This window comes from Streptomyces sp. NPDC051576 (assembly GCF_040681835.1).
Lineage (GTDB): Bacteria > Actinomycetota > Actinomycetes > Streptomycetales > Streptomycetaceae > Streptomyces.
Genome location: NZ_JBFAZO010000012.1, coordinates 76694 through 89681, shown reverse-complemented (window position 1 = coordinate 89681; position 12988 = coordinate 76694). Strand labels below are relative to the sequence as shown.

At 70.3% G+C, this 12988-nt stretch carries 12 protein-coding genes; 5 read left to right on the top strand and 7 right to left on the bottom strand.

Going from position 1 to position 12988, the window contains the following annotated elements:
• The first annotated feature begins 12 nt into the window (after positions 1-12).
• Together speB and AB0M63_RS33920 are read left to right on the top strand one after the other, a co-directional pair.
• The gene (speB, locus tag AB0M63_RS33925) at positions 13-981 is read left to right on the top strand and encodes an agmatinase (RefSeq protein ID WP_355921160.1); all 969 of its coding nucleotides are present in this window, start codon (positions 13-15) and stop codon (positions 979-981) included.
• The gene (locus AB0M63_RS33920; RefSeq protein ID WP_366022047.1) at positions 978-2663 is read left to right on the top strand and encodes a thiamine pyrophosphate-binding protein; all 1686 of its coding nucleotides are present in this window, start codon (positions 978-980) and stop codon (positions 2661-2663) included. Before speB ends, AB0M63_RS33920 begins: the two co-directional genes overlap by 4 nt.
• Before the next feature lie 13 nt (positions 2664-2676).
• Here the strand turns inward: AB0M63_RS33920 and AB0M63_RS33915 are convergent, their stop codons facing one another.
• The 4 genes from AB0M63_RS33915 to AB0M63_RS33900 form a co-directional block, all read right to left on the bottom strand.
• Entirely contained in the window at positions 2677-3459 is a 783-nt protein-coding gene (locus AB0M63_RS33915; protein ID WP_366022046.1) for a VOC family protein, read from the bottom strand.
• 138 nt (positions 3460-3597) lie between these two features.
• Positions 3598-3900 (bottom strand): antibiotic biosynthesis monooxygenase family protein, encoded by a 303-nt coding sequence (locus AB0M63_RS33910; RefSeq protein WP_366022045.1) that lies wholly within the window; start codon positions 3898-3900, stop codon positions 3598-3600.
• A 3-nt stretch (positions 3901-3903) separates the two neighbouring features.
• Positions 3904-4854: an alpha/beta hydrolase gene (locus tag AB0M63_RS33905; RefSeq protein WP_366022044.1), complete on the bottom strand. Its 951-nt coding sequence runs from the start codon at positions 4852-4854 to the stop codon at positions 3904-3906.
• A gap of 61 nt (positions 4855-4915) precedes the next feature.
• On the bottom strand, positions 4916-5278 hold the full coding sequence (locus AB0M63_RS33900) for a nuclear transport factor 2 family protein (protein WP_366022043.1): 363 nt from the start codon (positions 5276-5278) through the stop codon (positions 4916-4918).
• 136 nt (positions 5279-5414) lie between these two features.
• Between AB0M63_RS33900 and AB0M63_RS33895 the strand changes: the two genes are divergently transcribed.
• Complete coding sequence (locus AB0M63_RS33895; RefSeq protein WP_366022042.1) at positions 5415-6284, top strand: MerR family transcriptional regulator; 870 nt, start codon at positions 5415-5417, stop codon at positions 6282-6284.
• Positions 6285-6327: 43 nt separating this feature from the next.
• Here AB0M63_RS33895 and AB0M63_RS33890 read toward each other — a convergent pair whose 3' ends face one another.
• Both AB0M63_RS33890 and AB0M63_RS33885 read right to left on the bottom strand, forming a co-directional pair.
• Complete coding sequence (locus AB0M63_RS33890) at positions 6328-7134, bottom strand: endonuclease (protein WP_355921139.1); 807 nt, start codon at positions 7132-7134, stop codon at positions 6328-6330.
• 149 nt (positions 7135-7283) lie between these two features.
• A complete protein-coding gene (locus tag AB0M63_RS33885; protein ID WP_355921136.1) occupies positions 7284-9545 on the bottom strand; it encodes a glycosyltransferase family 39 protein in 2262 nt (753 codons plus the stop codon).
• A gap of 145 nt (positions 9546-9690) precedes the next feature.
• Between AB0M63_RS33885 and AB0M63_RS33880 the strand changes: the two genes are divergently transcribed.
• Together AB0M63_RS33880 and AB0M63_RS33875 are read left to right on the top strand one after the other, a co-directional pair.
• Complete coding sequence (locus AB0M63_RS33880) at positions 9691-10536, top strand: serine hydrolase (protein ID WP_355921133.1); 846 nt, start codon at positions 9691-9693, stop codon at positions 10534-10536.
• Positions 10537-10582: 46 nt separating this feature from the next.
• Positions 10583-11617: an esterase-like activity of phytase family protein gene (locus tag AB0M63_RS33875; RefSeq protein ID WP_366022041.1), complete on the top strand. Its 1035-nt coding sequence runs from the start codon at positions 10583-10585 to the stop codon at positions 11615-11617.
• Positions 11618-11654: 37 nt separating this feature from the next.
• Here AB0M63_RS33875 and AB0M63_RS33870 read toward each other — a convergent pair whose 3' ends face one another.
• The gene (locus AB0M63_RS33870) at positions 11655-12494 is read right to left on the bottom strand and encodes a LuxR C-terminal-related transcriptional regulator (protein WP_358849730.1); all 840 of its coding nucleotides are present in this window, start codon (positions 12492-12494) and stop codon (positions 11655-11657) included.
• Positions 12495-12988: the final 494 nt, after the last annotated feature.

Here is a 12988-nt window from a genome sequence, read left to right as displayed (position 1 = left end):
AAGGCAGTGCCCATGACCAGCAACGAGACGCCCCGAGGCCCCGTCGACTCCTCCCGCACCCCGCGTTACGCCGGACCGGCGACCTACGCCCGGCTGCCGCGGCTGGACGAGGTCGGCCGCGCGGATGTCGCCGTGGTCGGTGTGCCGTTCGACGCCGGTGTCTCGTACCGGCCGGGGGCGCGCTTCGGCGGCAACGCGATCCGCGAGGCGTCCCGGCTGCTGCGGCCGTACAACCCGGCACAGGACGCGTCCCCGTTCGCCCTCGCGCAGGTCGCGGATGCCGGGGACATCGCGGCGAACCCGTTCAACATCAACGAGGCCGTCGAGACCATCGAGGCCGCGGCGGACCAACTCCTGGGCACCGGCGCGAGGTTGATGACCCTGGGCGGCGACCACACCATCGCCCTCCCGCTGCTGAGGTCCGTCGCGAAGAAGCACGGCCCGGTGGCCCTGCTGCACTTCGACGCCCATCTCGACACCTGGGACACGTACTTCGGCGCCGAGTACACGCACGGGACGCCGTTCCGCCGGGCGGTGGAGGAGGGCATCCTCGACACGGAGGCGCTCTCGCACGTCGGTATCCGCGGGCCGCTCTACGGCAAGCAGGACCTCAAGGACGACGAGAAGATGGGCTTCGGCATCGTGACGTCCGCCGACGTCTACCGCCGGGGTGCCGACGAGGTCGCCGACCAGCTGCGCCAGCGCATCGGCGACCGGCCGCTCTACATCTCCATCGACATCGACTGCCTCGACCCGGCCCACGCGCCCGGCACCGGCACGCCCGAGGCCGGCGGTCTGACCTCGCGCGAACTGCTGGAGATCCTGCGCGGCCTGTCATCCTGCAACCTGGTGTCGGCGGACGTCGTCGAGGTGGCGCCGGCGTACGACCACGCCGAGATCACCTCGGTGGCCGCCTCCCACACCGCGTACGACCTGATCACCATCATGTCCCGTCAGATTGCCGAGGCTCGTTCGAAGTGACCCACGACCACGACCTGGAACTCCGCCCGACGGCCGCGCAGACCACCGCCGCCCTGAACCCGCCCCCCGGGCGCAACGGCGGCGACCTGGTCGTGGAGACCCTGGCCGGGCTCGGCGCGACGACCGTCTTCGGTCTGCCCGGCCAGCACGCGCTCGGCATGTTCGACGCGCTGCGCCGATCCGACCTGCGGTACATCGGGCTGCGGGTGGAGAACAACGCCGGGTTCGCGGCCGACGCGTACGGCCGGATCACGGGCGAGGCGGCGCCGCTGCTGCTGTCCACCGGCCCCGGCGCGCTGACCTCGCTGGCCGCGCTCCAGGAGGCACGGGCGGCCTCGGCCCCCGTCCTCGCGATCAGCAGCCAGATCCCGAGCGCCGGTCTGGGCGGCGGCCGGCACGGGTATCTGCACGAACTCCCGGACCAGTCCGCCTCGTTCAGAGGTGTGGTGAAGTCGGTGCACACCGTCCGTACCCAGTCACAGATCCCGTCCGCCATCGCGGAGGCCTGGAAGTCGGCGCTGACGGCCCCGCACGGCCCGGTGTGGGTGGAGATCCCGCAGGACGTGCTGCTCGCCGAGACCCTGCTCCCGGTCGTGACGGCGGTGGACGCGGCCCCTGAGGACCTCGTCCCGCGCCCCGAACTGACCGCCGTAGCGGCCGACTTGCTCTCGCGCGCGGCCCGCCCGGCGATCATCGCGGGCGGGGGAGTGGTACGGGCGGACGCCTCGAAGAAGCTGCGGCAACTGGCGGAGAAGCTCAACGCCCCCGTCGTCACGACCCCCGGCGGCAAGGGCGCGTTCCCATGGACGCACCCCTTGTCCCTTCAGTCCTGGCTGGAGGACCGGCACACCACGGACTTCCTGGAGGACGCGGACGTCCTGCTGGTGGTGGGTTCGGGCCTGGGTGAACTGTCGTCGAACTACCACACGTTCGCGCCGCGCGGCCGGGTCGTCCAGATCGAGGCGGACCTCGGCAAACTGGAGTCCAACCACCCGGCGTTGGGCATCCACGCGGACGCGTGGCACGCGGTCCAGGCGTTGCTGGAGACGGTGACGGAGCGGCCGGACGAGACGGCGGCGGAGCGGGTGCGGGAGGTGCTGGCGCGGGTGCGCGCCCGCATCGACGCCCAGGAACTCACCCTGGAACAGGGCGTGTTGGCGTCGGTGCGCAAGGCGCTGCCGGCCGACTCCCCGTCCTTCTGGGACATGACGATCCTCGCCTACTGGGCCTGGTCGGCGTTCGACGCGAAGGGCCCCAACCACCTCCACTCCGCCCAGGGCGCGGGCGGCCTCGGCTACGGCTTCCCGGCGGCGCTCGGCGCGGCGGTGGCCGACCCCACCCGGCCGGTGCTGGCGGTGTCGGGCGACGGGGGCGCGCTGTACTCGATCGCCGAGCTGGCGACGGCCAGGCAGTACGACCTGAACGTCACCTGGCTCATCGTCGACGACGGCGGCTACGGCATCCTCCGCGAGTACATGACGGACGCGTTCGGCGAGGCCACGGCCACGGAGCTGACCCGGCCGGACTATGTGGCGCTGGCGGAGTCGTTCGGGGTGCCCGGGGTGCGGACCACCCCCCAGGCACTGGAGTCGGACCTCGCGAAGGCGCTGGGGACGGCCGGACCTTCCGTGGTGGTACTCCCGGCCGTCCTGCGGATGTTCGCGCCCACTCATCTGGGGTGACGGGCCGCCGGTGTCACATCCGCGGGTCCGGCTTCAGCAGGGCGAACGCCGCGCCGAAGGGGTCCGCGAGCCAGGCCATCCGGCCGACGTCCGGTACGTCCGTCGCCGGCATCAGCACGGAACCGCCACCGGCCTCCGCCGCCTCGATCGTGGCGTCGACGTCCGTCGAGTGGAAGTACGGTACCCAGCGCGGCCGTTCGCCCTCCCCGGCGTTCAACGGCGCGACCCCGCCGAACGACGCGTCCCGCTGGTCCCCGGCGCTCGTGCTCAGCACCCGGTACGTCATGCCGGGTGCCTGCATGTCCTGGCTGCGCCAGCCGAACAGGCCCTGGTAGAAGGCGATGTCGGCCTCCGGGTCGGGGGCGTGCAGTTCCGCCCAGAGCAGGGTGTTGGGCGCGGAGGTGAGTTCCAGTCCCGCCGTCCGGCCGGGCTGCCAGAGCGCGAACTCGGCGCCCTGAGGGTCGGTGGCCTGCGCCAGCATGCCCTCGCCCATGACGTCCATGGGCTCCATCCGTACGGTTCCGCCGCCGGCCGTCACGGCCTGGACGGTGGCCGTGATGTCCTCGGTCTTGAAGTGGATCATCCAGGCGGAGTCCGCCCCTTCCTGGGTGAGCGGTCCGAGGGCCGCGACGGTCTTGCCGTCCACCTGGAAGAACCCGTACCCGCCCGCCTCGGGGCCGGCGGAGACGAACCGCCAGCCGAGGACCGCGCCGTAGAACGCGGCCGCCGCCCCGGTGTCGGGGCTGCCGAGGTCGAGCCAGTTGGGGGAGCCGGTGGTGAAGTCGGTGCCGAGCATGGAGTCCTCCTGGACTGCGGGACGGGCGGGTCGGGCGGTCGGGCGATTCGCGACGGGAGCCACGATGCCGTTCCGTCCGCCGTCGTCCACCCGTGAGCACCGGCAGAACCCCGGTTTCCACCGAACGGCCGAACTCGCTCAGCGGGTCCTGGTGACGACCTCGTCGAAATAGCGGATGAGCAGTGGCTCGGTGAGCATCCGGTCGATCTCGTCGGTCATGCCCGTCTCCGTCCGCCAGGCGAGGTACTCCTCGTAGTGGCTGCGGGTGGCCCACTGGGTGAAGGAGACCACGGTGGTCGGGGAGTCCTGGTCCAGGCGCAGGCTGATCGCCTCGCAGCCGTCGTGGGCGAGGCTGTCGGGCAGGGCACGGGACAGGGCGGCGATGACCTCCTCGGTGTGCTCGGGCCTGGTCTTCATTTCGGTGGTGACGTGGACGCTCATGGTTCACAGTCCTCGGACGGTACGGAGGCGGTCGGTGAAGGCGCGCCGGGCGGCCCGGGACTCGGGGGCGAGCCGGTCCCACCCGTGCGGGACGCCGGGGTGGACGTGGAGTTCGACCGGGACGCCCGCGGCCGCGAGGCGCCCGGCGTAGGAGATGTCCTCGTCGCGGAAGATGTCGAGGTCGCCGGTGTCGATGTACGCGGGGGCGAGCCCCCTGAAGTCCGCCAGCCGGGCGGGGGCGGCGACGGGCGGGACGTCGGCGGTGTTGAGGGCGTCGCCCAGTACCGCGCTCCAGGCGGTGAAGTTGTTGTCGTAGGTCCAGGTCAGGAACGGTTCGCGGGCCGGGTCCGGGGTCTGGTTGCGGTCGTCGAGCATCGGATAGACCAGGATCTGCCGGGCCAGTGGCACCCGCCGGTCCCGCGCCAGGATCGCGGCGCCGGCCGCGGGCGCTCCGCCGCCGCTGTCGCCCATCACCGCGATCCGGGCCGGGTCCACGCCCGCCTCGTCCGCGTGCTCGACCAGCCAGCTCAGGCCGGCGAAGACGTCCTCCGCGAGCATGGTCCCGGTGGCCTCGGGGGCGAGCCGGTACCCGACGGACAGGAAGGGGACGCCGCTCTGCGCGGCGTACCACGACAGCAGGGTGTCGTAGGTGTCGAGGCTGCCCAGGACCATGCCGCCGCCGTGGGCGTAGACCACGGCGGGGCCGGGCTGTGGCTCATCTCCCGTGTTGTACCGGCGCAGTTCGATGGAGGCGCCGTCGGGTGCGGTGGTGAAGTGGGTGGTGGTCGTGATTCCGCTGACCGGCGGGACCAGGCTCGCCATGTACCGCTGGCCCGCGTTGCCGACCTCGCGCAGCGCCTTCCAGTCACCGCGCTCACGGGCGGGGGCGCCGACCGCCCCCTGGGCCAACGCGGCCAGAACGGGGACGAGTTCCGGGTCGAGGATGTAGCTCATGCCTGATCGCTTTCCATCGTGATCGCTTCCATGGTGTGCAGGGGGCGGCCGGTCGTCGCGATCAGTACTCGGGGTCCCGGTTGAAGATGACCACCAGGCTGACGATCTTGCCGTCGCGGACGCTGAAGTAGTTCGACAGCACGACCTCGTCCGGCAGGTTCGTCTTGTCGTACGTCCCGTCGTAGGCGCCGCGCACGATGGTGTCGCCGTGGTGGTCGAGGACCTCGCGCACGTCGATGGTGACCTTGTCGCCGACCATCTCCCGCTCCACCCAGCGGCGCACGGCCGCGCTGCCGACGAACTCGCGGCGGTTGTCGTTGACGTAGGCGTCCTCGGCGAAGGTGGCCATCACCGCGTCGAGGTCGAGGGCGTTGACGGCGGCGATGTGGTCGGCGACGACGCCGGTGAGTTCGGTGGCACGCATGATCGGGTTCCTCTCGCTTCGCGGCTCCGGCGCTGGTCGGCCGGGCAAGGACCACGCTGGGCGCTCCCGCGCCGGGAGGGTCAACCCCCGCTCCGACGCGTGACTCTCCCCCTGGGGGAGGTGCCAGACTCCAGGGGTGGACGTCACCCTGCCGATCGGCGACTTCGCCCGGGCCACGCACCTGAGCGTCAAGACGCTGCGCTACTACCACCGCGTGGGCCTGCTGGAGCCGGCCGACGTGGACCCGCACACGGGCTACCGGCACTACACCACCGCCCAGATCCCCACCGCGCAGATCATCCGCCGCTTCCGCGCCCTGGACATGCCGGTCGACCAGGTGGCGCAGGTGATCGCGGCCCCCGACATCGAGACCCGCAACCAACTGATCGCCGACCATCTCGGCCAACTGGAAGCGGAGTTGTCCCGCACCCAGAGCGCGGTCACGTCACTGCGCGACCTCCTGTCGCAGCCCCCGGCCGCCGAACGGGCCGACCTCGGGCGGCGCCGCGTCGAGGCCACCCCGGCCGCCGCGATCGCCGAGACGGTGGACGTCAAGGAGGCGCTGTCCTGGTACCAGGGCGCACTCGGCGAGATCTACGCGACCCTCGACGCCCAGGACCTGCCCACCGGCGGCCCGGCCGGAGGCATTTTCAGCGACGACCTGTTCACCCATGAACGGGGCCGCGCGACGATCTTCGTGCCCTGCACGGGTCCGGTACGGCCGATGGGCCGGGTCGTGCCGCTGGTGGTACCGGCCGTCGAACTGGCCACGATCACCCACCCCGGCCCGCACACCGACATCGACCGCGCCTACGGCACCCTCGCCACGTACGTCACCGAACACGCCCTGGCCGTCGACGGCCCGATCCGCGAGTACTACCTCGTCGGCCGCCGCGACACCGCCGACACCGCCGAGTGGCGCACGGAGATCGGCTGGCCGGTCTTCCACACGGGGCCGGCTCCTGACGACGCCGACGATCCCGGGGAGCGCGGAAAAGCTCCTTGAGCCTCATCGACGTTCATCGAGGCTCAAGGAGCGTCACACCGATCTACCAGATCGCCTCGACCCACTCCGGGTGGTCGATGAACGGGTTCCGGTTGTGCTGGTAGGTGTCGTAGATGACCTGGTTGCGCTTCTCCTCGAAGGCGCTCGGCGGGTCCGCCTCGTTCCAGGCCTTGAGGACGGAGAGCTTGCCCATGTAGGGGTTGCTGCCGTTGTTGACCTTCTCGTTGGGCTCCAGGTCGGCGAAGCCGTCGTCACCCTCGTAGCGCACGGCCATGTAGAGGATCATGCGGGCCACGTCGCCCCGGTCCGCCGCGCGCGGCGCGAAGGAGTCGGAGTCGACGGTGCTGCCGCCGCCGTTGGTGACCGCGCTGCCGCCGTTGTCGAAGTCCAGGTTGCCGCGGATGCTGTTGACCTGGACGTCGGCGGGACGCAGGTGGTGCAGGTCGGTGCCGGGGCCGGTCACCTCGCCGAAGTCGCCGTGCGACTTGGCCCAGGTGTGCTCGCGGTTCCAGTCGCCGACGTCGCCGCCGTTGAGGGACTTGGCGCGGGAGACACCGCTGTACAGCAGGATCACGTTGTTGCTGTTGTTCGGGTCCTGGTCGGTGGCCATGAGGGCGTTCCAGACCGCGGCGTACGAGATCTTCGTGACGCCGGTGCTGATGATCGTGTGCAGCGACGACTTCAGGCTCGTGCCGGTCTTGCCGACCGCGTTCTTGTAGTACGTCGAGTCGTACGCGGTCGTCGTGGCGGCGGCCGGGGTCGCCGTCAGTGTGGGGGCGGTGAGACCGACCAGGACGGCGGCCGTCGCCAGCGCGACCGACCTCCAGTGCCGTATGTGGGGCGCCAGCATAAAGAGTTTCCCATCTACGCGGGTTGATTAGGCGGCACAGGGAGGGTGGCATGGACATGAGGTATTGGTGGTTAACGGAATGTTAAAAACGGCCCCCGACCGTGTGGTCGGGGGCCGCTGGCGCGGTGGGCTGTTCGCCTACGCCGGTGTCACTTCACGTCCGACGGGTCCAGCCGGTACAGCGTCGACGTGTTGGTGGTGGAGGTCGAGGAGCTCGAACTCGTCTCCGCCGTCGCGCTCTTGTCGTACGCGCTCTCCTTCACCGCCGTCGCGTTCTTCTGCACCCACGAGGTGATCTCGGTGTTCAGGGTGCTGTTGCCGCCCATGCCGCCGCCACCGAGCTGGATGTAGTGCAACTCGCCCTTCTTCACCAGCTCCTTGAGCTTGGCGAGGGTCATCGCCTGGTCGGAACCGGTGAAGCCCCACATGGAGATGACGGGCTTGTGGGTGCTGAGGATCAGCTGGCCCGCGCTCTGCGAATTGGACACCGCGAGCAGCCACTTGGCGCCGTCCTGGTGCTTCTCCAGGTACGAGATCAGCGCGCTGGACGTGGTGCCGCCCATGCCGCCACCGCCGCCGAAGCCGCCGCGCGTACCGCCGGTGGCGCCGCCCGGAGCCGTACCGGTGCCGCCCGAGGCTGCACCGCCAGGTGCCGTGCCGCCGCCGGGGAACTCCCCGGTGGCACCGCCCTGTTGGCCCCCGGTCGGCGCCCCGCTCGGTGCTCCGCCGCCCTGCGGCAGCTCACCCGTGCCGCCGCCCGGAGTCATCCCGCCGGGAGCTTCCCCGTTCGCCTGGCTGCCGCCGGGACCGCCCTCGGCGCCGCCGAAGCCGCCGCGGTTGCCGCCGGGAGCGCCGCCCCCGCCCATGCCGCCGCCCGTGGACGGACCGGCCGTCGGGTTGGAGCCGCCCATGCCGCCGCCACCGGAGCCGCTGGACGCGGCCGGAGTCACGGCGTACGCCGTCGGACCGGCGAGCGCGGCGATGATCGCGGCCACCACGGACGCGGTCAGCAGCCGGGCCCGGGTGCCGGAACCGGAGCGGAAGACGAACAGGCCCACGATCGCGAGGACCATCAGCACACCGACCGTCGGCCACAGCCAGGTGTTCCAGCCGGAGGCCCGGCGCAGCACCACGATCGCCCAGATGCCGGTGACCGCGAGGCCGGCCGGCAGGACCCAGGACCAGCGGGCGTCGTCGCCGCGGAAGGCACGCCACAGCATGACGCCGCCGCCACCGCACAGCGCCGCGATGCCCGGGGCGAGCGCGGTCGTGTAGTACGGGTGCATCGTGCCCTGGGCCATGCTGAAGGTGACGTAGTGCAGCAGGGTCCAGCCGCCCCACATGACCAGCGCGGCGCGCGTCGGGTCGGTGCGCGGGGCGCGGCCGACCAGGACCAGGCCGGCGATCAGGGCGATGGCCGAGAAGGGGAGCAGCCAGGAGATCTGGCCGCCGAGGATGTCGTTGAACATCCGGCCGAGGCCCGCGGTGCCGGCGAAGGTACCGCCGCCACCACCCCCGGCGCCGCCTCCGCCGCCGTTGCCCTCGCCGCCGAACACGCGGCCGAAGCCGTCGTAGCCCATGATCAGGTCCCAGGCCGTGCCGTCCGTCGAGCCGCCGATGTAGGGGCGGTCGGCGGCGGGGACGAGGGAGACGGCTGTGGCCCACCAGAAGCTGGAGACGGCCAACGCGACCGTGGCCAGGGCGAGTTGGACCAGCTTCTTCTTCCAGCCGAGCTTCGACGCGAACAGGTACACGGCGAAGACGGCGGGCAGGGCGATGTAGCCCTGGAGGAGCTTGGTGTTGAAGGCGAAGCCGAAGCAGACCGCGGAGCCGATCAGCGGCAGCAGGCGCTCGGTGCGCACGGCGCGCAGACCGAGGGCCGCGCCCGCCACCATCAGCAGGACGAGGAGGGTGTCGGGGTTGTTGTCACGGTTGATGGCGACGGTGATCGGGGTCAGCGCGAGCACGAGCGCGGCGATCGTCGCGGCCACATGGCCGAAGTACCGCTTCACCGACGAGTGCAGGATCCAGATCGTGCCGAGCGCGGCGGCGACCTCCGGCAGCATCATCTGCCAGGTGCCGAAGCCGAAGATCCGGCACGACAGGCCCATCACCATCAGGGAGAAGGGCGGCTTGTCGACCGTGATGAAGTTGCCCGCGTCCAGCGAGCCGAAGAACCAGGCCTTCCAGCTCTGCGTGCCGCTGTAGACGGCGCTGCTGTAGAAGCTGTTGAGGCTGGAGCCGCTCAGGTTCCAGGAGTACAGCACGGCCGCCAGGACCATGATCGCGACCAGCGCGGGCAGCGACCAGCGGGGCGCCTTCTCCGGCGGCGCCGCCTCGGGTGGGGCCGGCGGCGGCCAGTCGGCGGACGCGGGTTCGGTGTGGGGGTGTGGATCGGTGGCAGATGTCACCCGGCCATCGTGCGGAGGCAGGGTGGGTAGGTGCTGTGCCCGACCTTGTGCTCGGCTGTGAATTCGCAAAGGCCCGGGTAACGCGTCGTGCAACCGTTCCCCAACCCGTACAACCTTTCGGGCCTTCCTGTGAGTCAACTCCTGCATGACTCAATGGATATCCCGCCGAGCCAGAGTGCTGGCGGCCGGCGCGGGCGCCGGGGTGCTCATACCCGTGCTGGCCGCCGCGACGCCCGCTGCCGCGGCCACCCCGACGGTCAGTTGTACGTCCGCCAAGGCCGGCCTCGCCGCGAAGCTGAAGAAGGACATCACCGCCGCCCTCGCGACCCGCAGGGGAACCGTCGCGGTCGGCCTCTACGACCGCACCACCAAGACCACCTGCACCCTCCGGGCGACCAGTGCCTACGACTCGGCCAGCACCGTCAAGGTGACCGTCCTCGCCACGCTGCTGTGGGACGCGAAGAAGCACAACCGCTATCTGACCAGCCGCGAGACCAGCCTCGCCACCGCCATGATCACCAAGTCGGACAACACCGCGACCTCCACCCTGTGGAAGCAGTTGGGCCTGACGAAGATCAAGGGCTTCCTGACGGCGGCCGGCATGACCCAGACCAAGCCGGGCGCCAACAACTACTGGGGCCTCACCCAGGAGACGGTGACCGACGAGCAGAAGCTGCTCAAGCTGGTCACCGCCAAGAACACGGTGCTGAGCGACAACTCCCGTGCCTACATCCTGAAGTTGATGAACCAGGTCATCTCCAGTCAGCGCTGGGGCACCCCGTACGGCGCGCCCTCCGGCGTCACCGTGCACGTCAAGAACGGCTGGCTGCAACGGTCCACGCACGGCTGGCGCGTCCACAGCCTGGGCACCTTCAACGGCGGCGGCCACGACTACATGATGAGCGTGCTCACCCAGGACAACAGCACGATGAGCTACGGCATCACGACCATCCAGGGCGTCGCAAAGGCGATTCACAAGGATCTCGCTTAACTGCCAGGTCTCCCGCCCGTCACCCACCCGTCCTACGGTGACCGGCATGCGCCTGAGAACCGTAATCGCGACCGCGACCGCCGGCCTGGCGGCGGCCACCTGCCTGACCGCCGCCGGGCCCGCGAACGCCACCAGCAACTCCCTTACCGCCAACGCCTGTTCGTCCTCCGTCTCGATCGACCGCTTCTCCGACGCGCTCGACAAGACGACGTTCGACGGCACCTTCGTCGGCAACTTCTCCGCGCTCGCGCTGGACAAGGACGGCTCGCTCGCCGCGCTGGAGGACCGTTCCTCGCTCTTCGACCTGGACGCGAGGACCCTCCAGCCGAAGAGCGTCGTCGCGCTCGCCGACGAGAACGGCGCCGCCCTCGACTCCGAGGGCCTGGTCATCGACCACGACGGCACCCGGCTGATCACCTCCGAGACCGAGCCGTCCATCCGCCGCTACTCCACCGACGGCAGGATCCTCGACCGCCTCCCGGTCCCGTCCTCGCTGCTGGTCGCGCCCGCGGGCCGGGCCGTCTCCAACCAGACCTTCGAGGGCCTGACCCTGCTGCCCGGCGGCCACACCCTGCTCGCGTCGATGGAGTACCCGATCGCGGGCGACACCTCGGGCGCCGTCCGCTTCCAGACCTGGACCCGGACCAAGGGCGACCACTTCAGGCTCGCCGCCCAGTACGCCTACAAGACCGACGCCGCCTTCCTCGGCGTCCCCGAGGTGCAGGCCCTCCCCGACGGCCGCCTCCTCGTCCTGGAGCGCGGCTTCACCAGCGGCGTCGGCAACACCGTCCGCCTCTACCTGGCCGACCCGCGCCACGCGACGGACACCAGCGGGATCGACACCCTCACGGGTCAGCCCGGCGTCCGGCTCGTCAAGAAGACCCTGCTCGCGGACATCGCCGACTGCCCGTCCCTCGGCGCCACCGCGAAGCAGCCGCAGCCGAACCCGCTCCTCGACAACATCGAGGGCATGGTGATCACGGGCCGCGAGAAGGGCCGGTTCAAGGTGCTGCTGGTCAGCGACGACAACCAGGGCGCGACGCAGACGACGCGCTTCTACTACCTGAGGGTGCGTGCCTAGTACTCCCAGCGCGCGGTGGGGATCCGGCCGCTTCCGGTCAGGGCCGGGTCCCGCAGTCGCAGGGGGCGGGGTCGTTCAGGAGGCCGTTCTGGGCGGTCAGATAGGCGAGTTGGGCCCGGCTGTTGCTGCCGACCAGGTCGGAGACCTTCTTCAGGTGGGTCGCCACCGTACGGGTGCTCATGCCGAGCCGGCTCGCGATGGCCGAGTCGGTGTAGCCGTCGACCATGAGCCGTAGGACTCGTAGGCGGGTCTCGTCGGTGAGTAGGCGGGGGCGGTGCTGGTTCTCCTCGTAGAGGACCGGTCTGCCTCGTTCCCAGATGTGTTCGAAGACGGAGACGAGGAACTGCACGATGCCGGGGTCGGTGACCAGCAGGGCGTGGTCGCGGTGCTTCTTGTTCTGGTCCGGTATGAAGGCCAGCGAGCGGTCGTAGATCAGCATCCGGTCGAAGACCTCGTCGACCGTGCGTACCTCGATACCGGCTCCGGTGACGGCCTTGATGTAGTCGAGCGTCGGTCCGTGGGTGCGGACGGTGTGCTGGTACAGATTGCGCTGGCTCACTCCCCTGGCTCCATGATCGAGCGCGAGCGGCAGGGACCTGGCGAGTATCTCCTCGGGCCGTCCGCCTCCCGGATGGGCGGTGAGCACCTCACGTTGGGCGGACCGGGCGGCCGTCTCGATCGCGGCGGCGATCACCGACTCTCCGGTGAGCTGCTGGACGATGGTGCTGTCTCGCCGTAGATCCCGGTACACGCTTTCAACCTGGGTCATCGCTGCCCGTGCCGTGGCCATGGCCTGCTGCTGGTCCAGGACCACCCGCTCCATCGGACGTAGCAGTGCGGCGGTCGCGATCTCCGGCGGTACCGCCACGACGGCCATCGGATCGTTCACCGCAGGCGTCAGCAGACCGAATGCGAACAGGCACTTGGGGGCGTCGTCGTGTACCCCCCTTCCAGCCAGTACGACATTCCGGTAGAACTCGATCCCCTCGGGACAGACCTCCGTCCGGATGCCCGCTCCTTCAATGTCTGTCCTGTCGCACACCTTGGCCCCTTCCGAATCTTGCAGTGCACGATCATGAGGCCTGGAATCCCTTCCGGCAACCCCTGGACCAGGGCATTCTCTCTGTGTGGGCAGCACAGGGGAGTGGCTGTCCCGAATAGTCCAGGGGGGACTGGAAATGAAGCGTGTTCAGTACGTTCGCAGAATCGGTGGAGCGCTCGCGGTACTCGTCGTCGCGCTCCTTGCTTTCCCCGCCGTCTCTGGTGGTGCCGATGCGAGTGCGACTGCAACGTCGGCCACGGTGACCGTTCTCAGTGATCAAGGATGGGCCTGACCTGCCGCAACACAACCTGACGACCTGTCAAGTTGAA

Excerpts from the sequence above, each read along its gene's own strand:
- speB (WP_355921160.1), top strand. The coding sequence starts at position 13 with ATGACCAGCAACGAGACGCCCCGAGGCCCCGTCGACTCCTCCCGCACC.
- AB0M63_RS33915 (WP_366022046.1), bottom strand. The coding sequence starts at position 3,459 with ATGCTCGGCACCGACTTCACCACCGGCTCCCCCAACTGGCTCGACCTC.
- AB0M63_RS33910 (WP_366022045.1), bottom strand. The coding sequence starts at position 3,900 with ATGAGCGTCCACGTCACCACCGAAATGAAGACCAGGCCCGAGCACACC.
- AB0M63_RS33905 (WP_366022044.1), bottom strand. The coding sequence starts at position 4,854 with ATGAGCTACATCCTCGACCCGGAACTCGTCCCCGTTCTGGCCGCGTTG.
- AB0M63_RS33900 (WP_366022043.1), bottom strand. The coding sequence starts at position 5,278 with ATGCGTGCCACCGAACTCACCGGCGTCGTCGCCGACCACATCGCCGCC.
- AB0M63_RS33890 (WP_355921139.1), bottom strand. The coding sequence starts at position 7,134 with ATGCTGGCGCCCCACATACGGCACTGGAGGTCGGTCGCGCTGGCGACG.
- AB0M63_RS33880 (WP_355921133.1), top strand. The coding sequence starts at position 9,691 with ATGACTCAATGGATATCCCGCCGAGCCAGAGTGCTGGCGGCCGGCGCG.
- AB0M63_RS33875 (WP_366022041.1), top strand. The coding sequence starts at position 10,583 with ATGCGCCTGAGAACCGTAATCGCGACCGCGACCGCCGGCCTGGCGGCG.
- AB0M63_RS33870 (WP_358849730.1), bottom strand. The coding sequence starts at position 12,494 with ATGGCCGTCGTGGCGGTACCGCCGGAGATCGCGACCGCCGCACTGCTA.